Origin of the sequence: Glycocaulis abyssi, assembly GCF_041429775.1 — a bacterium.
Lineage (GTDB): Bacteria > Pseudomonadota > Alphaproteobacteria > Caulobacterales > Maricaulaceae > Glycocaulis > Glycocaulis abyssi.
In genome coordinates this window covers 1,257,847-1,274,176 of the sequence record NZ_CP163421.1, presented here as the reverse complement: position 1 = coordinate 1,274,176, position 16,330 = coordinate 1,257,847, and the positions used below count along the sequence as shown (strand labels likewise).

Here is a 16,330-nt window from a genome sequence, read left to right as displayed (position 1 = left end):
CAAACCCGGTCGAGATCTGCGTGTCAGAGAGTCGGCAGGGAAAACTGGCGCAAGCGCTCCACCGGTTCAGGCAGGCGGAGGCGGGCGTCCGGGCAGGGAGAGAGGGCGCAGGCGCGTGTCCTGGCTTCGTCCAGCAGGGCGGCAAACAGCGCGCCGCGATCCTCAGGGCATTCGCCGCAGATTGCCTCGCGCGCATCCATGCGTGCCGCCCCGCGCCAGCTCCACGCGCCGGTGGAGAGATCAAACCGGTAAAGGTCGAGGAATTTCCAGCCCTCAGCCGCCAGGAAGGCGATGGCGTCGACGATATAGCCGATCTCCGCCTCGTCCATCGCCCAGTGCAGGCTGACCCGGCTCCAGCCCGGCCGTACGCCCGCATGACCGGAGAGGACGGCGTCGCGATAGGCCAGCGCCTCGTCTTCTCCCAGACCCAGCAGATCGTGCGCGTACGGCCCGGCGCAGGCACAGCCCGCGCGCGCCTGAATGCCGAACAGATCGCTCAGAAGCGTCGTCACGAAGCGCGGATGCAGCCAGCCGCCGCGCGGATCACGCAGGTTGAACGACACGATGGCGAGCCGCCGGGACGGGTCTTGCGGGCCCAGTATCTCGACGCCGGGACAGTTCTGCCACGCGGCGAAAGCGCGCTCCAGATAGTCCTGCTCAATTCTGTGCAGGCGCTCCAGCCCCAGCGCATCGCGCAGCTCCAGTGCCAAAGCGGCGCGTACCAGCTGGGGCAGGCCGGGCGTGCCGGCCTTCTCGCGCGCCTCCACGTCGTCCAGGAAGTCATGCCCGCCATCCCACACATAGCGCACCGTGCCGCCCGCGCAGCAGGTGGGGGGCAGGTCATTGCGATAGAGGGCCTTGTTGAACACCAGAACGCCGCATGATCCCGGCCCGCCGACAAATTTGTGCGGCGAGAAGGAGATGGCGTCCACATAGGCGTCCGGCTCATCCGCAGGGTGCATGTCGATGGCCAGATAGGGCGCGCTGGCCGCGCAATCGAGCGCCAGAATGGCGTCATGCGCGTGCAACAGCTTCGCCAGCCGGCGCACATCGCTGATGATGCCGGTGACGTTGGAGGCTGCCGAGAACGCGCCAATGCGCATCCTTCCCTGCCATTGCGGGGCTTTGAGCAGAGTTTCCAGCGCCGCAAAGTCTATCCCGCCATCGGGGCAGAGCTTCACCCGCACCACTTCGGCCATGCTTTCGCGCCAGCTCAGCTCATTGGAGTGGTGCTCGTACGGGCCGACAAAGACGACGGGACGCGTGGCGCCGAGATGGGCTTCCAGCGCGGCTTTCGCCTCTGCCCCCAGCGCGGCGCTGACCGCATCGCTCATGCGGGCAAGGCTGGCGGGCGGGCAGGCAATCCCGAGGATTTCCTGCAGCTTGTGGATGGCGGCGGTGGCACCTGCTCCGCACGGGATGAGCGCGTCATCGGCAGAGGCGTTCACCGCGCGCTTGATAATGGTTTCGGCGCTTTTCAGCCAGGCATTGGAGGCCCGGCCCGTGGCACTGTCTTCGGTATGCGGATTGGCGAGGAGGGTATGGAGCGCATTGATCTGGTCTTCCACCGCGCGGTGCGGGCGGCCGGAGGCGGTATAGTCTGCATAGACAAGCGGGCGCTCCCCGAAAGGCGTGCGGATCATGCCATGCCGGGCGGTCAGCCCTTCGCGCAGCGCGTCCACGTTACGGGTGCCGGAAATGTCTGTTGCAGCCATGATTCCTCCTCTTGCTGTCAGGAAATCACGGCTTGCTGAGTGCTTTTGACCTATTTCAGCGCGTATTCTCGCGTATGATAGTGAAAATCACCATGAAAGGCTGCAAGCATGGAGCTTGACGACCACGACCGGAAGATTTTGCGTCTGTTGCAGGCCAATGCAGACCAGACCGTGCAGGAGCTGGCCGATGCGGTGGGCCTCAGCGCCACGCCGGTCAACCGGCGTATCAAACGCATGGAGGAGGCGGGGCTGATCCGGGGCCGTGTTGCGCTGATCGATCAGGAAGGGCTGGGCTTGCGCGCCACGCTTTTCATCTTCGTGAAAACCAGCCGCCACGATGCCGACTGGCTGGAGCGCTTCTCCAGGGGCGTCGCGCGCCTGCCCGAAGTGATCGAGTTCTACCGGATGAGCGGCGAGGTGGACTACCTCATCAAGATCGCCCTGCCGGAGATTGCCGATTACGACGCCTTCTATAAGAAACTCATCGCCATCGCGCCATTGTCGGATGTCAGCGCGAGTTTCGCCATGGAAGCGATCAAGAACACGACGGAATTGCCGGTTTGAGAGGATGACAGTCCGTCAGCTTCTGAGGAAAATCCCTAGCCAAATGCGTTTCTGCGCGACATTACATGCGTTGAAACCACTTCCTCCACCTGATGAGACTTGCCATGCCGCTTGATGATGCCACCCACCGCTACACCCTGCCCGGCGCGACCGGGGAATGGGAGATCGTGATCGGGCTGGAGGTCCACGCGCAGGTGCAGTCGCACGCCAAGCTGTTCTCCGGCGCATCCACCGAGTTCGGGGCAGCGCCGAACACGCATGTCAGCCTCGTTGATGCGGCCATGCCCGGCATGCTGCCGGTTATCAATCAGCGCTGTGTGGAGCAGGCGGTGAAGACCGGGCTGGGTCTGAATGCGCAGATCAACCGTTTCTCGCGCTTTGACCGGAAGAATTATTTCTATCCTGACCTGCCGCAGGGCTATCAGATCAGCCAGTTCCAGTTCCCCATAGTGGGCGAGGGCGAGATCGTGTGCGAGCGCGATGATGGCTCGCGCTTCACGGTTGGCATTGAGCGGCTGCATCTGGAGCAGGATGCGGGCAAGTCGATCCACGATCTCGATCCGAACGCGACCTATGTGGACCTCAACCGCTCCGGCGTCGCGCTGATGGAAATCGTCTCCAAGCCGCACGTGCGCTCGCCGCAGGAAGCGGCTGCCTATGTGCGCACGCTGCGTACCATTGTGCGCTATCTCGATACGTGCGGGGGGGACATGGAAAAGGGCCAGATGCGCGCGGACGTGAACGTGTCTGTGTGCCGTCCCGGCCAGTACGAGAAATTCCGCGAGACCGGCGATTTCAAGCATCTGGGCACGCGCTGCGAGATCAAGAACGTCAACTCGCTGCGCTTCATCATGCAGGCGATCGAGTATGAGGCCCGCCGCCAGATCGACATTATCGAGGAAGGCGGGAAGATCGACCAGGAGACGCGCCTGTTTGATGCCAATACCGGCGTCACGCGGGCCATGCGCTCCAAGGAAGAAGCCCACGATTACCGCTACTTCCCCGATCCGGACCTTTTACCGCTGGAGCTGGAAGAAAGCTTCATCGAGAACATCCGCGTCAACCTGCCTGAATTGCCCGAAGCCAAGCGCAAGCGCTTTGTCGAGGTGCTGGGCCTGTCCGAATACGACGCCTCGGTGCTGACGGCTGACAAGGACCGCGCGGACTATTTCGAAGCCGTGATTGCGGGCGCGGATGCCAAGCTCTCTGCCAACTGGGTCAATAACGAGCTCTTTGGCCGGCTGAACAAGGAAGGCTTGGGGATTACCGAAAGCCCGGTCAGCCCGCAACAGCTGGCAAAGCTGGTCAGCCTCATCACCTCCAATGTCATTTCCGGCAAGATCGCCAAGGACGTGTTCGAAATCGTCTGGGCCGAGGGCGGCGACCCTGAACAGATCGTCGAAGCGCGCGGGATGAAACAGGTCACCGATACCGGCGCCATCGAGAAGGTGGTGGATGAGCTGATCGCGGCCAATCCTGAGCAGGCCGAAAAGGTGAAGGTCAAACCGCAGACGCTCGGCTGGTTTGTCGGTCAGGCGATGAAGGCGACCGGCGGCAAGGCCAATCCGCAGGCGGTCAACGAGATCCTGAGGAAAAAGCTGGGGATCTGATTTCCCCTTCCTTCCCCCCGCATTAAACACTAAGCCAAACACCTAACCATCTTGACGTGCCTGTCGAGATGATAATAGTTAGTCATATGGCTAACCAAACATCCGCTCTCGACACAACCTTCCATGCGCTTGCCGATCCCACGCGGCGGGCGGTGATTGCGCGCCTGATGGAGGGGCCGGCATCGGTTTCGGAGGTCGCGCGGCCCTTCTCCATGGCCATGCCGACCGTGCTGCAACACCTCAAAGTGCTGGAGGCTGGACGGCTGATCACCACACGCAAGGAGGGCAGGGTGCGCATCTGTGCGTTGAGAACGGAGACATTGCGCGAAGCCGAGGACTGGCTAAGCGGACAGCGCGCCCTCTGGGAGAGCCGGTTCGACCAGTTTGATGCCTACGTCATATCACTGAAGAACAAGGAATAAATTTATGAAACGTCCCAAGCCCAATCCTTCCCTGGATCTAGAGATGAGCCGCTTTATTGACGCGCCGGTCGCACTGGTGTGGGAGGCGTGGACCAAGCCGGAGCATTTCGTCAAATGGTGGACGCCCCGGCCATGGCAGACGGTGGCCGCAGACATGGTTCTGCGCCCCGGCGGGCTCTTCCATACTGTGATGCGCTCGCCTGAGGGCAAGGAATTTGACAATAAGGGCATGTTCATTGATGTGCAGTCCGAGCGCCTGATCGCCTTTACCGACGCGCTGGACGATGACTGGCGGCCCACGGCTGACGCCTTCTTCTCCGCGCTCATCTATTTCGAACCCGAAGGCGAGGGTACGCGCTACACCGCCTATGCGCTGCACAAGGACGAGGCGGGGTGCAAACGCCATGTGGATATGGGCTTCCATGAGGGGTGGGGCACGGCGCTCACCCAGCTTCAGGAGGTTGTGGCCGAACTGAAAGCCGGACGCGCCTGATACTCCTTGCTTGATGCATGAACCGGGGAGGGACTCATCTGCAGTCCCTCCCTATTTTTGCCATGGCGGCTGTGTAGTAATGGACCGGCTGGGGGATCAGCACCCGTGCGGCCCGCACCTTGCAAGGTTTGCGGCCGACAAGGTTAGACCCCCGTATCCTCTTTACCAGGATGCGCGTTCAGGAGAGACGTCACATGGCGGCCACGCGGTCTTTCATCATAGCTGCGGTCCTGCTGGTAGCCGCGATAGCGGCAGCTGGCGTTTACATCGCGACGCGCCCTGCGGCAGACCCGGAGCCCGCCGCGCCTGAAGCGTCCGAGCAGGTTGAACGCGAAGCACCGCGCCAGCCCGCGACCAGCCTTACCCCGCCCAGCTTTGACGTGGTGCGCGTGGATGCACGCGGCAATGCGGTGATTGCCGGACGCGGCGCTCCGGGCGCCGAGGTGGCGCTGCTGGCCAATCAGAGCGAACTGACCCGCACCGCCATCACATCAGCGGGCGAATGGGTCATCATCCTGCAAAACCCGCTGCCCACCGGCACGGTCGAGCTGAGCCTGCTCATGCGCACACCGGATGGTCAGGAAGTGCGCTCAGATCAGGTTGTCGTGGTCTCGGTGCCGGCGTCCCGCGATGAAACACCTCTGGTGGTGCTGGGCCGTCCGGGCGAGGCGAGCCGCGTCCTGCAAGGCCCGCAAGATGGTATCGGCGTTGGTCCGCTGGTTCTTGAAACCGTGGATTATGACGAGAATGGCTCGGTCATCTTCTCTGGCCGCGCCGAGCCCAATGCGGGCGTGCGCATTCTGGCCAATGGCGAGATTGTTGCCGAAACGCAGGCTGACGCCGCTGGCCGCTGGAGCGTTTCGGCCAGCACGGGCTTTGAACCGGGCGTCTATGATCTCCAGCTTGACCAGCTGGACGATGAGGGCCGCGTCACCGCCGTCATCGTGCTGCCGTTTGAGCGCGCCAGCCGGGAGCAGCTGGCTCTTGGCGGCCAGAGAGTTGTCGTGCAGCCGGGCAATTCGCTCTGGCGTATCGCGCGCCGGCTCTATGGTGACGGCTTTCAGTACACCGTCATCTACCAGGCAAATCGCGAGCAGATTCGTGATCCGGACCTGATTTATCCGGGCCAGGTTCTGGCCACGCCCGACGAAGGCTAGTTTTGCCGCGCTGCCCCTTCAAAGGCATTGTTGCCAAAGGCTAATCAGCCTATGCATGCTGTATGGCAACACCGAGCGATGTAGTCACCACGCCCGACGGTCAGCTCCCCCAGGGGCGGCTGGGCGAAGCCATCGCACGTGTTGTGGGCATCCTCGCCTCACGGGACATGGCACGTTGGCGCACGCGCATGGTGGTGGCGTTCCTGCTCACCGTCGTGGCCAAGATGTTCGCCGTTCTGGCGCCGGTTCTTTTCGGCGATGGCCTGAATGCGCTCATTGATGGCGTGGATGCCGGGGCGACGGTCGCGTTCTGGACGTTTGGCGGCGCGTTCGTAGCCTATGCACTGGCGCGATTTGCCTCCAATTCCGCACCGCAATTGCGCGACATGATGTTTGCGCGCGTCTCGCAGGATGCCCAGCGCATCGTCGCGCTGAAGGGCTTCCTGCACGTGCAGTCCCTGTCGCTGCGCTACCACCAGACACGCCGGGCGGGCGCCGTGAACCGGATCATTGACCGGGGCGCGGGGGCGGTCGATTTCCTGCTGCGCTATCTGGTTTTCAACATCGTGCCGGCGGTAATCGAGCTGATTCTGGCGTCCGTCATCGTGGCGCTGCGCTATGGGTGGATATTCTCAGCCATCATTGTCGGCGCGGTTGCGGCCTATGCGCTGGTGACGTGGTTCCTGACCGAGTGGCGCGTGAAGCTGCGCCGGCAGATGAATGAGGCCGACAGCGAGGTCAATGCGCGCGCGGTCGATATCCTCGGCAATTTCGAGACGGTGAAAGCCTTTGCCGCCGAGAGGCGCGAATCGGCCCGCTTTGACGAGGCGCGCGGCCGCTATGCAGTGGCGGCAACCAAGGCCGACCAGAGCCTGCAGACGCTCAATATCGTGCAGGCGGCGATTATGAATGGCGGGCTTCTGGCTGTCATGCTGGTCGGAGCGCTGCTGGCGCTGGAAGGCCGCTTGCAGCCGGGCGATGTCGCGGCCCTGACCCTTCTGCTGATGAGCGTCTATCAGCCGCTCAACATTCTGGGTTTTGCCTACCGGCAGATCCGCCAGGCTGCCATTGATCTGGAACGCCTTTTCGAGACGCTGACCCTGGTGCCGGATGTTCAGGACAGGCCGGGCGCGGCAGAGCTGGTTGTGACCGACGGCGCGATGTCCTTTGACAACGTGTCCTTTGCCCATGAGGGCCGCTCGCGGTCGGTTGCCAATCTGAGCTTTGATGTCACGGGCGGCACGTTCGTGGGAATTGCGGGGCCGTCCGGTTCCGGCAAATCCACCACCTTGCGGCTGCTCTTGCGCTTCTTTGACCCTGACAAGGGCCGCGTGCTGATTGACGGTCAGGACATCGCGCACGTGACGCAGGAGAGCCTGCGCAACGCCCTGGGGCTGGTGCCGCAGGATGTGGTGCTGTTCAACGATACGCTGCGCCAGAACCTGCTCTACGGGCGCCCTGATGCCACCGAGGAGCAACTCTGGAATGCGATTGACCGGGCGCGTCTGCGTGCCTTCGTGGAGGATTTGCAGGACGGTCTGGAAACGCGTGTGGGCGAGCGGGGGCTGAAACTCTCCGGCGGTGAGAAGCAGCGTGTCGGCGTAGCGCGTGCCATTTTGAAAGACCCGCCCATCCTGATCCTTGACGAGGCCACATCGGCTCTGGATTCCGAAACCGAAAGCGATGTGCAAGAAGCGCTCGACGAGGTGATGAAGGGGCGCACGGTTATATCGGTTGCGCACCGGCTCTCCACCATCGCCCGTGCCGACAAGATCTATGTCCTGGATGCAGGTACCATCGCCGAGCAGGGTACGCATGAGGAGCTGGTGGCGCTGGGCGGCAAATATGCGGCCATGTGGGACCGCCAGATCAAGGCCGTGGATGCGGCGCGTCAGGTGCGTGCAGCCACCGCCGCGCGCGAGCGTGCACTGTAGTTCCCGCTGGCGGGTTCAGTTCCTGTAAACGCCTCGTCCCTAGTGTGCGTACGGTTATTGTCGCTGGAGGGCGCGCGTGTGGGACGTTCTGTAAAGACCCGGAACTGGCGGATCACGTCTGAACGTGAGGGCAGTGTCGACTGGCAGGACGCGATGGAATCCTTCGCGCTTTACGCGGCTCTGGTGGAAGATGAGGGCGCGCGCGAAGTCCTTATGGATATGGGACGGGCCGAGATACTGATCTCGCATTCGGAAGCCCCTGAGCTGGCCCGCATGTTTGCCCGCGAGACACCGCCTACCCTGGCGCTGGCTATTGTCCGTCCGGGCCACAGCAATGATGCCCGTTTCATCGAGGTCTTCACCGAAGAACTCCTCCGGGCAGGGCGCAATGTCGGCCTGTTTCGTACGGTGGAGGAAGCGGATGCCTTTCTGCTCTCCGCCCGGCAGGACGGCGCGAAGAGCGCAGCTGCATCATCGGGCCGGTTCAGCTGGCTGAAGAAGCTGGTCGGCGGGTAGCGCTCAGCGCGCCTGTGCAATCGCGCCGTCAGGGCCAATCCTGAACTGGCCGAGCGTGTGGGGGGCAAAGCGCTTGCCGTCAAAACGATGGGCCGTCACCTCCACGCCTTCACCATCCAGAACGATCTCGCTGAAGGAAGGCTGCCCCTCGCGCAGCCGCGTGGACAGTGTGCCTGCCGTCAGCGAGAGATAGGAGCCTTGCGAATAGCTGTGCAGGTCTGCCGATGCGCCGTGGACATGACCTGACAGGACCAGGCGTACCGGGCTCGGCGCAATCATGGCGCTTGCCTTGATCCCGCGCGCCGTCCGCGTGTGCAGCGGTGCGGTGGCGGGCGGTTTGAGCGGGTGGTGGCATACCAGTATGCCCGGCTGCTCGCCGATCTCGCCCAGCGCGATTTTCAGCTGGGCCGTGCTGATCGACCCCTCCGCCCAGTTTGACCGGGCTTGCCAGCCGCGCGCCGAGTTCAGTCCGGCAGCGCGCCAGGGGCCGATATCCAGCGGTGCGCTGCGGTCGGAGAAATAGCGCGCAAACCGCGAAAATGGCCGCGAGACGCGCGAGACCGCGTTCAGGAGCGGCGTGTCGTGATTGCCGGGCACGACAAGCTGCGGCACGTCGAACTGGTCAAGCCAGCCCCTTGCGGCTTCGAACTCTGAACGCTTGCCGCGCTGTGTGAGGTCGCCGCAGATCATCAGTGCGCCCGGCGCGGCGGCGGATATCAGTTCGGCGGCCGCAGTCATGGCACCGGGGTCCTCGGTACCGAAATGCAAATCGGCCAGCTGGAAGATGCGCATCATGTTCCGCGTGCTGTCAGCACTCTTGCTGCTTTCCTGACGAGCGTGAAACGGGCGTGCCGCGGCAGGGTGACGGGTTCACCATCCAGCGTAGCCTCGATGCCTGAGGATTCAAGCGCTTCGACGTCCACCCTTGAGGCAAATCCGCGCTCCACGCCCCAGGCATTGCGCCAGTCGGCAAGCAGGCCGGTCAGGCCCGTATAGGCGAGATCAAGCAGGCTCTCAGGCGCCGTTGCCAGCACATCGAAACCGGGCCGGGCCGGGTCTTCGGACAGGAAGATGCCCAACGCCTGCGCATCCTGGCGGGCACCAGTATCGGACAGGCAGCGCATGGGGGTGTCGAGGCCAAACGCATTGGCCTCTCCAAATTCGGTTACGGCCTGCAACAAATCGGCATTGCGCAGCGCCTCGCGCGGGGCCGCCAGCCGTGTCAGCCCGCCCAGCAGGGCGCCGACGTAAAAGCGGTGCTCCAGCACCTCTCCGGCGGCGATGTCCATCTCGACGGGGTTTTCCAGTACGGTCTTCAGGCATGTACCAGGATCGAGATCTGCGCCGTGCACGAATTTGTGCAGCATGTTCATGGTGCCGCCGGGCAGTGGCAGTACAGGCGGATCATCGGATCTAAGCGTGTTCAGCGCGCACGCCACCGTGCCATCTCCGCCCCATACGATGATGATGTCGACATCCTGCTCCAGAACGCGTTGGCAGGCCGCTTCACAGTCGTGATCGACGATTTCAAAATGGGCCGGCACGCCCATTCCGGACAGAACGGCGTCAATAATCTCGCGCCCGTCGGCGGGCACGCTGCCGCCATTGGGATTTATCACCACGCCCGCACGCGAGACCGATCGGGCTGTGGCTGGCCGGATTGCAGTGTCTTGTGTGTGGTTCATGCCGGTCGATAACGCTGCGCTGCGGAACGGGTTCCCCAGCCTGTGTAAACCATTTCTCATATAACGCGCTGTATTTCCTGTCTTCGAAGGGATCGGACACGCATGGCCGCAGTGACAATTCGACAGGTCCATGAGGCCGACTTGCCGGCCATTGTCCCGCTGGTGGATTCGTGTGGCTTTCCTGCGCGCTCGCTTGAGGGGTGGCGCTGGGTCCTGTTCGGCAATCCGCAGCAGGGCGATATCGCGCCGGGATGGGTTGCCGAGTCCGGCGGGCGCGTGAGCGGATTCCTGGGCAATTTCGTCAATCGATACAGGTGCGGCACCGAAAGCTATGTCATCGCAACCGGCCACACGGTCGTAACCGACCGGGCGCAGACCGGGCGGCTGGCCGGTCTGAAGCTCATCCGTCACGGCCTGGCGCAGCCTGATGTGGATGCGTTTGTGACCCTGAACAATAATGCGCTGTCTGCGCCTTTGCTGGCCCGTGTGGGCGCCAAGGCGTGGCTGGGGCAGAGGGGCCGTGAATGGGCCGAATGGGTGTTCCGCCCCGACCGGATAGTGCTGGCAGCGCTGCCCGGCCGCGAGAATACAGAGCGGTTCGACTGCGGCGCCGGTTTTGCGTTTGATATAAGCGGGCGGCGCGGTGATGCGGTGTTCGAGCCGCTGGACACGGTTTCGGATGAGGAACTGGCCGCGCTTGCGCCTGCCGGACACATGTCACGCGAGATCAGCCAGGTATCCTTGCGCTACCGCGCCGCCGACCCGGATCGCAGGGGCGGCATGGAATATGTGGTTGCTAGGCTGGAGGGCAGGGCGCTGGCCGTTGCGGCCCTGCTGCTGACCAAGGCTGCGCCCGGACGCCTTGACCACGCGGAGGTCGTCGACTGGGCCGCATCGCCCTGCGCAGATGGTGTGCGCGCGCAATCGGCCTTGCTGCGCCATCTGGTCAGCGTGTCGCGGCGGGCCGGGGCGTCGAGGATGCGCCTGCACTTCCCCGCCCATCTGCCTGAGGGGGTGCTGAAAGGCGTGAGACCACACCTGCGCCGCGTGCACAGCCATGACCCATGCCATACGAAAACCCGCCACGCGGGGCTGACCAGCTGGAGACCCGGTCCCGGCGATGCCGATTATTTCTTCGCGTTCCGGATACCGCCCGCGCTGTACTGCGGTGCCTGACGCGATACGCGTTTCACGCAGGGCTGGACGGGCTTTTGGAAACACTCGCTGCGATGGCTCCCCGGGCCGGGCTCGAACCAGCGACAGGCGGATTAACAGTCCGCTGCTCTACCAACTGAGCTACCGGGGAACACTCTCGCAAGCGAGGTGGGGTCTTTAGCAATACGGGTTGTGTCCCGCAAGGCGCTTTTGCCGTTAATTGGGGCAGAAGTTTCAGCCACCGCAATACGGACAAAAAAAATCGGGAGCCGTGAGGCTCCCGAAAAGGCATGGGTGGATGGTGGGGTGTCTTCATGAAGAAGACGAGATCACATTAACGATTCGATGGTTAATATCTCGCTAACGCTGGGAGACGTGTGAGAGAAATGACTCACCGCTCTGACCGGGAGCTTAACGCGCGTCTCGCCGGGACAGGCAAGCTGGGCTATCCTGCCCGCCATAAACACTACACTTTCGGGAGGTCAGCCGATGAATGAGACACAGGACGATGCCGGGATGGTCAATGGCCGCTATACGAGCTTTTCGGCCTTTTTCCCCTTCTATCTGCGCGAACACGCCATTCCGGCGACGCGCTACTGGCACTTTGTCGGCACGGTTCTGGCGCCACTGGTCCTGATCTGGGCGCTGGTGACCCAGACCTGGTGGGGCCTTCTGCTGGTGCCGGTGAGCGGGTATTTCTTCGCCTGGGTCAGCCACGCCTTCATCGAGCGTAACAAGCCGGCCACCTTTACCTACCCGCTCTGGTCGCTGATCGGCGATTACAAGATGTTCTGGCTGTGGGTGACGGGCCGGCTGGATAGCGAGCTTGAGAAGGCCGGTGTGACCGGTCATCCCCACGCACGCCAGGGTGCGTGACCTTCATCGGCGGGCAGGGGAGTTGGAGGCGCCACCCGGAATCGAACCGGGGTACAAGGATTTGCAGTCCTCTGCGTCACCACTCCGCCATGGCGCCTCTCGTGGTGGGGATAGAGCTATAGCGATGCGGCCCGCGCGCTGCAACGCGCTTTGCAGGCTGTCCGCATACAGCTGGCAGTTGCCGGTCAGTGCGCGCGTTGCACTTTGTTGCCGGGCCGCGATATAAGCGGCCATCCTTGGATTTAACGCGGACGTATTTCCCATGAGTGAGCTTGCTGAAGCGCGCCGGCAAATGGTTGCCAGCCAGGTCCGCCCCGCAGATGTGACCGATAGACGCCTGCAGGACGCGATGCTGGCTATCCCGCGCGAGCGCTTCCTGCCCCGTTCAATGGCCGGATCGGCCTATGCCGACATGGAGATTGATCTGGGCGAGGGGCGGCGTTTCATGCGTCCGCGCGACTTTGCCAAGCTGGTGCAGGCGGCCGGCGTGAAGGCCGGTGATCTTGTGCTCGATCTCGCCTGCGGGCGGGGCTACTCCACCGCTATCCTGTCGCGCCTGTGCGAAACGGTGATCGGCATTGAGTCCAGTGAATCGTTTGCGTCCAAGGCTGAAGGTGCCCTTAGCGATGTCGGCGCGGATAATGCCGTGATTGTGACCGGCGATGTGAAAAAAGGAGCGCCGGAACAGGGCCCGTTCGACGTTATACTGGTGAATGGTGCTGTTGAAATTGTGCCGGACGCCTGGTTGTCACAGCTTGCAGAGAATGGCCGCCTGGCCGTGATCGTGCGGGAAAACGGTGTTGGCCGGGCAAAGATTTACACGCGCAAGGACGGGGTTGTTGGCAGCCGGGCTGTGTTCGACTCGATGACATCGGTTCTGCCCGGCTTTGAACGCGAGCCTGAATTCTCGCTGTGATAAAAAAGTGAACACTGTTCACTTTTTGCTTGGCAATCGTTGCGCGGGGATGGAATTTCAGGGCTTAGCGCCCATGTAAACGGGGCCGGGGTGGTCGTGAACCGTGAGAGGGACGCATGAAATTTCCAATTACCTTGATGCTGGCCGCCGGGCTGGGGCTGGGCGGTCTGGCTGCCGGTGCGAACGCCCAGACGCTCAACGAAACGCTTGAAGCTGCCTATCGGACCAGTCCTGTACTGGCCGCAGAGCGCGCGCGCTTGCGTCAGGCCAGTGAAGGTGTGGTGCAGGCCCGCTCGGCGCGCTTGCCCAGCCTGTCGGCCAGTGCCGGCATTTCCGATGGCGAGAGCTGGGGGCCGGGAGCCGGTGCCGGGGGTAGTGGCGGCGATGTCAGCTACTCGCTGAGTGCCAGCCAGAGCCTTTATTCCGGCGGCGGCATAGATGCCTCGGTGGATCAGGCCCTGAACCGGATCGAGGCCAGCCGGTGGAATGTTGTCGGCACCGAGCAGGAAGTCATGCTGTCGGCGATTGCCGCGCATCTCGATGTCGTCCGGGACACCGCAATCGTTGATATCCGCCGCAATAATGTGGACGTGCTGGCCGAGCAGTTGCGCGCCGCGCGTGACCGTTTCGAAGTGGGTGAAATCACCCGCACCGATGTGGCGCAGGCCGAGGCGCGTGTATCGGGCGCACAGGCCCAGCTCTCCGCCGCGCAGGCGACTCTGGCCGCCTCACGGGCAGGCTATGAACGGGTGACAGGCATCGCGCCGCTGGATGTCGAGCAGCCCGAAAGCCAGCCCGATGTTCCAGAATCGCTGGCGATTGCCGCCGATGTGGCGCTGGAAAACAATCCGCTGCTTCTCTCGGCCTTGTTCAATGAACAGGCAAGCCAGGCGGGTATCCGCGTGGCGCGTTCTGCCCTGCGGCCGGATGTGGCGCTGTCGGCTTCGGCGTCGGAATCGCGCGAATCGGACTTCACCGGCCGCGGGCGCGGCTCGGTGACCGTCGGTGCGCGTGTTTCCATGCCGATTTTCACGGGCGGTCTTAACGAATCGCGGGTCCGTCAGGCGGTGGCCGTGGCCGATGAGTTGCGCCTGCAGGTGCTCAATGTGCGCCGCGCGGTGGCTGAAGGCATTTCCAATGCCTGGAACAGCTATCTGGCGGCCGAAGCGGTGATTATCTCCAGCCGTCAGGCGGTGCGTGCCAACGAGATTGCCTTTGAGGGCGTGCGCCAGGAGGCGTTTGTGGGGCTGCGTACCACGCTTGATGTGCTCAACGCCGAGCAGGAATTGCTCAATTCCCGTCTGGAGCTGGTCCGGGCCGAGCGCGACTATCAGGTCGCGGCCTACGCATTGCTGCAGGCAATGGGCAGGCTGACAGGGACACAGCTGGGTCTGGAGCCCTATGAAGAGGCCGATGCAGGCCAAAACCCCCGATTCTGGCCTAACTTCCCTTTAACGGGCGGTAATTAGGGTCTATTCAGCGCACGCAAGTGCTGGACATCCCGGCGAGGGCATTCCAAGCTTGGCCAAGTGTCAAGCAACCCCTCGCGACCATCCGAAGGACCTGTTTCATGGCCCAGAGCAACGCAGAACAAGAACCGACCATGGAGGAAATCCTGGCCTCCATCCGGCGTATCATCAACGAGGATGATGAGCCGCAAGCCGAGGCTGCGCCTGCCGCTTCTGAGCCTGCAGCCGAGCCGGAAGCTGCGCCGGAGCCGCAAGCTGAACCGGAGGCAGAACCGGTGCTTGAGACGGCAGCTGAGCCCGAACCTGAGCCGGAGCCGGAGGAGGTCGCCGTTGATGACGATGTCCTGGAGCTGACCGACCGGGTTGAGGAAGAGGGCGAGGGCACCTCGCCGATGGCCATCGCGGATGATCTGATGATCCTTGATCGTGAAGAGGAAGCCGCGCCGGCCGCTGAACCCGAACCTGAGCCAGAACCGGAACCCGTCATGGCTGAAGCACCTGAACCTGCCCCGGCACCGGCTGAAGATGATGACAGCCTGCTGGCCGAACCGGCCGCCAGCGCTGCTGCGGGGGCATTTGCCGCGCTTACCGAGAATTTACGCGTGAGCAGCGATAACGGTCAGACGCTTGAAGGCATTGTGCGCGAGCTGATGCGCCCGATGCTCAAGCAATGGCTGGATGAAAACCTGCCGGCCATCGTCGAGGCGAAGGTGCAAGAAGAGATCGAGCGTGTGGCGCGCCGCCGCCGCTAGGCCGGAAAGAGCAGCTACATACCGGCCGTAGGCGGCCGGCATGAAAAACAGGCGCCCGTAAAACGGGCGCCTGTTGCGTATGGGGGTAGGCAGATTGCGGGAATTTGATGCGGTCTGGGCAGAGCTGGAACCCTGGCTGGCGGGTCTGGAGACGCGCCGGAAGGCGGCAGCACGCCGGCTGGTGACCGGGATTATCGCCGTGGTCCCCGGCGCGCTGGCCGTGATACTGGTTCTGTCGGCCCTGGGACTGCCCGGAGGGGTGGCGATAATCGCCGCCATCGTGCTTGCCGCTATCGTTGTCGGGATCGTGTCTGCGCCCTTTTATGCCTTGCGAACCGAGGTCAAGCACGGGATGAACACCCGGCTGGCTGGCGCCTTCGGTCTGCGCTACGCGCCAAAGCCCGCCAATCCGGCGCGCTTTGACAGTTTCCGCAGCCACGGCCTGATCCCGAATTCCGACCGGCGCGAGTTTGAAGATCATTTTTCCGGCGAGGCCCATGGCGCAGAGTTCGAGCTCTACGAGGCGGAGCTCAAGCAGCGCCGCCGCAGCAGAAAGCGCACCTATTACGTCACCGTGTTTCGCGGCGTTCTGATCCGCGTCGCCTTTCCCCGGACCATAGAAGGCGTCACCCTGATTACGCGTGATCAGGGCATATTCAACGCGCTGAGCGGGCTGATGCGTTCGGCCAATGGACGCAGGCTGGAGCGTATCGGCCTGGTCGACCCGAAATTTGAGCGCATCTTTCAGGTCTATGGCACCGACCAGGTGATGGCGCGTTATCTGATGACGCCAGCCTTCATGGAGCGCGTACTGGCGCTGGAGACGGCGCTGAAGGGCAAGAATGTACGCGGCGTGTTCGACGAAAGCCTCGCCGAGGGATTCGGCAAGGGCGAGCTGTTGCTGGCCGCCGAAACAGGCAATCTGTTCGAGCCGGGATCACTCTTCAAACCGCTGAACGCGCGTGAGCGGGTGCAGGCGCTCTACCGTGATTTTGAACTGGTCGAAGAGATCATCGCCCTGGTGCTGGCACCGGATGAAAAGCCTGAATGGATGGCGTGAGCGGGC

The 16,330-nt window shown here is 63.2% G+C and carries 16 protein-coding genes and 2 tRNA genes; 13 read left to right on the top strand and 5 right to left on the bottom strand.

The window, feature by feature from the left end:
• Positions 1 to 23 precede the first annotated feature (23 nt).
• Positions 24 to 1,715: an aminotransferase class V-fold PLP-dependent enzyme gene (locus AB6B38_RS06220; RefSeq protein ID WP_371394914.1), complete on the bottom strand. Its 1,692-nt coding sequence runs from the start codon at positions 1,713 to 1,715 to the stop codon at positions 24 to 26.
• 108 nt (positions 1,716 to 1,823) lie between these two features.
• Here AB6B38_RS06220 and AB6B38_RS06215 point away from each other — a divergent pair, with 108 nt between their 5' ends.
• The 7 genes from AB6B38_RS06215 to AB6B38_RS06185 all read left to right on the top strand — a co-directional run bounded on the left by AB6B38_RS06215 (position 1,824) and on the right by AB6B38_RS06185 (position 8,411).
• Complete coding sequence (locus AB6B38_RS06215; protein WP_371394913.1) at positions 1,824 to 2,279, top strand: Lrp/AsnC family transcriptional regulator; 456 nt, start codon at positions 1,824 to 1,826, stop codon at positions 2,277 to 2,279.
• A 104-nt stretch (positions 2,280 to 2,383) separates the two neighbouring features.
• On the top strand, positions 2,384 to 3,889 hold the full coding sequence (gene gatB, locus AB6B38_RS06210; protein ID WP_371394912.1) for an Asp-tRNA(Asn)/Glu-tRNA(Gln) amidotransferase subunit GatB: 1,506 nt from the start codon (positions 2,384 to 2,386) through the stop codon (positions 3,887 to 3,889).
• An 86-nt stretch (positions 3,890 to 3,975) separates the two neighbouring features.
• Complete coding sequence (locus tag AB6B38_RS06205) at positions 3,976 to 4,311, top strand: ArsR/SmtB family transcription factor (protein WP_371394911.1); 336 nt, start codon at positions 3,976 to 3,978, stop codon at positions 4,309 to 4,311.
• A gap of 43 nt (positions 4,312 to 4,354) precedes the next feature.
• A complete protein-coding gene (locus AB6B38_RS06200; protein ID WP_371394910.1) occupies positions 4,355 to 4,804 on the top strand; it encodes an SRPBCC family protein in 450 nt (149 codons plus the stop codon).
• A 194-nt stretch (positions 4,805 to 4,998) separates the two neighbouring features.
• On the top strand, positions 4,999 to 5,961 hold the full coding sequence (locus AB6B38_RS06195; protein ID WP_371394909.1) for a LysM peptidoglycan-binding domain-containing protein: 963 nt from the start codon (positions 4,999 to 5,001) through the stop codon (positions 5,959 to 5,961).
• A 62-nt stretch (positions 5,962 to 6,023) separates the two neighbouring features.
• Entirely contained in the window at positions 6,024 to 7,895 is a 1,872-nt protein-coding gene (locus AB6B38_RS06190) for an ABC transporter ATP-binding protein/permease (protein WP_371394908.1), read from the top strand.
• Between the two features lie 78 nt (positions 7,896 to 7,973).
• Positions 7,974 to 8,411, top strand: a complete 438-nt coding sequence (locus AB6B38_RS06185; protein ID WP_371394906.1) for a hypothetical protein — start codon at positions 7,974 to 7,976, stop codon at positions 8,409 to 8,411.
• 3 nt (positions 8,412 to 8,414) lie between these two features.
• Here the strand turns inward: AB6B38_RS06185 and AB6B38_RS06180 are convergent, their stop codons facing one another.
• Positions 8,415 to 9,206 carry a metallophosphoesterase gene (locus tag AB6B38_RS06180; RefSeq protein WP_371394905.1) on the bottom strand — a complete coding sequence of 264 codons (792 nt, stop codon included), beginning with the start codon at positions 9,204 to 9,206 and terminating at the stop codon, positions 8,415 to 8,417.
• Complete coding sequence (locus tag AB6B38_RS06175; protein WP_371394904.1) at positions 9,203 to 10,096, bottom strand: diacylglycerol kinase family protein; 894 nt, start codon at positions 10,094 to 10,096, stop codon at positions 9,203 to 9,205. Before AB6B38_RS06175 ends, AB6B38_RS06180 begins: the two co-directional genes overlap by 4 nt.
• A 102-nt stretch (positions 10,097 to 10,198) precedes the next feature.
• Between AB6B38_RS06175 and AB6B38_RS06170 the strand changes: the two genes are divergently transcribed.
• Positions 10,199 to 11,272, top strand: coding sequence for a hypothetical protein (locus AB6B38_RS06170; RefSeq protein ID WP_371394902.1), 1,074 nt, complete (start codon positions 10,199 to 10,201; stop codon positions 11,270 to 11,272).
• A 54-nt stretch (positions 11,273 to 11,326) separates the two neighbouring features.
• On the opposite strand, the gene AB6B38_RS06165 is transcribed toward AB6B38_RS06170, so the two are convergent.
• Positions 11,327 to 11,402, bottom strand: a tRNA-Asn gene (locus AB6B38_RS06165).
• Positions 11,403 to 11,740: 338 nt separating this feature from the next.
• On the opposite strand from AB6B38_RS06165, the gene AB6B38_RS06160 reads away from it, so the two are divergent.
• Entirely contained in the window at positions 11,741 to 12,127 is a 387-nt protein-coding gene (locus AB6B38_RS06160; RefSeq protein ID WP_371394901.1) for an Mpo1-like protein, read from the top strand.
• Positions 12,128 to 12,150: 23 nt separating this feature from the next.
• On the opposite strand, the gene AB6B38_RS06155 is transcribed toward AB6B38_RS06160, so the two are convergent.
• A tRNA-Cys gene (locus AB6B38_RS06155) sits at positions 12,151 to 12,224 on the bottom strand.
• A 165-nt stretch (positions 12,225 to 12,389) separates the two neighbouring features.
• On the opposite strand from AB6B38_RS06155, the gene AB6B38_RS06150 reads away from it, so the two are divergent.
• The 4 genes from AB6B38_RS06150 (at position 12,390) to AB6B38_RS06135 (ending at position 16,324) form a co-directional block, all read left to right on the top strand.
• Positions 12,390 to 13,043 (top strand): protein-L-isoaspartate O-methyltransferase, encoded by a 654-nt coding sequence (locus AB6B38_RS06150; protein ID WP_371394900.1) that lies wholly within the window; start codon positions 12,390 to 12,392, stop codon positions 13,041 to 13,043.
• Between the two features lie 116 nt (positions 13,044 to 13,159).
• Positions 13,160 to 14,512 (top strand): TolC family outer membrane protein, encoded by a 1,353-nt coding sequence (locus AB6B38_RS06145; RefSeq protein ID WP_371394899.1) that lies wholly within the window; start codon positions 13,160 to 13,162, stop codon positions 14,510 to 14,512.
• 101 nt (positions 14,513 to 14,613) lie between these two features.
• Positions 14,614 to 15,264, top strand: a complete 651-nt coding sequence (locus AB6B38_RS06140) for a DUF2497 domain-containing protein (RefSeq protein ID WP_371394898.1) — start codon at positions 14,614 to 14,616, stop codon at positions 15,262 to 15,264.
• 79 nt (positions 15,265 to 15,343) lie between these two features.
• Complete coding sequence (locus AB6B38_RS06135) at positions 15,344 to 16,324, top strand: DUF3137 domain-containing protein (protein WP_371394897.1); 981 nt, start codon at positions 15,344 to 15,346, stop codon at positions 16,322 to 16,324.
• The last annotated feature ends 6 nt before the right edge of the window (positions 16,325 to 16,330 follow it).

Excerpts from the sequence above, each read along its gene's own strand:
- AB6B38_RS06220 (WP_371394914.1), bottom strand. The coding sequence starts at position 1,715 with ATGGCTGCAACAGACATTTCCGGCACCCGTAACGTGGACGCGCTGCGC.
- AB6B38_RS06215 (WP_371394913.1), top strand. The coding sequence starts at position 1,824 with ATGGAGCTTGACGACCACGACCGGAAGATTTTGCGTCTGTTGCAGGCC.
- gatB (WP_371394912.1), top strand. The coding sequence starts at position 2,384 with ATGCCGCTTGATGATGCCACCCACCGCTACACCCTGCCCGGCGCGACC.
- AB6B38_RS06205 (WP_371394911.1), top strand. The coding sequence starts at position 3,976 with ATGGCTAACCAAACATCCGCTCTCGACACAACCTTCCATGCGCTTGCC.
- AB6B38_RS06200 (WP_371394910.1), top strand. The coding sequence starts at position 4,355 with ATGAGCCGCTTTATTGACGCGCCGGTCGCACTGGTGTGGGAGGCGTGG.
- AB6B38_RS06195 (WP_371394909.1), top strand. The coding sequence starts at position 4,999 with ATGGCGGCCACGCGGTCTTTCATCATAGCTGCGGTCCTGCTGGTAGCC.
- AB6B38_RS06190 (WP_371394908.1), top strand. The coding sequence starts at position 6,024 with ATGGCAACACCGAGCGATGTAGTCACCACGCCCGACGGTCAGCTCCCC.
- AB6B38_RS06180 (WP_371394905.1), bottom strand. The coding sequence starts at position 9,206 with ATGATGCGCATCTTCCAGCTGGCCGATTTGCATTTCGGTACCGAGGAC.
- AB6B38_RS06175 (WP_371394904.1), bottom strand. The coding sequence starts at position 10,096 with ATGAACCACACACAAGACACTGCAATCCGGCCAGCCACAGCCCGATCG.
- AB6B38_RS06170 (WP_371394902.1), top strand. The coding sequence starts at position 10,199 with ATGGCCGCAGTGACAATTCGACAGGTCCATGAGGCCGACTTGCCGGCC.
- AB6B38_RS06160 (WP_371394901.1), top strand. The coding sequence starts at position 11,741 with ATGAATGAGACACAGGACGATGCCGGGATGGTCAATGGCCGCTATACG.
- AB6B38_RS06150 (WP_371394900.1), top strand. The coding sequence starts at position 12,390 with ATGAGTGAGCTTGCTGAAGCGCGCCGGCAAATGGTTGCCAGCCAGGTC.
- AB6B38_RS06145 (WP_371394899.1), top strand. The coding sequence starts at position 13,160 with ATGAAATTTCCAATTACCTTGATGCTGGCCGCCGGGCTGGGGCTGGGC.
- AB6B38_RS06140 (WP_371394898.1), top strand. The coding sequence starts at position 14,614 with ATGGCCCAGAGCAACGCAGAACAAGAACCGACCATGGAGGAAATCCTG.
- AB6B38_RS06135 (WP_371394897.1), top strand. The coding sequence starts at position 15,344 with ATGGGGGTAGGCAGATTGCGGGAATTTGATGCGGTCTGGGCAGAGCTG.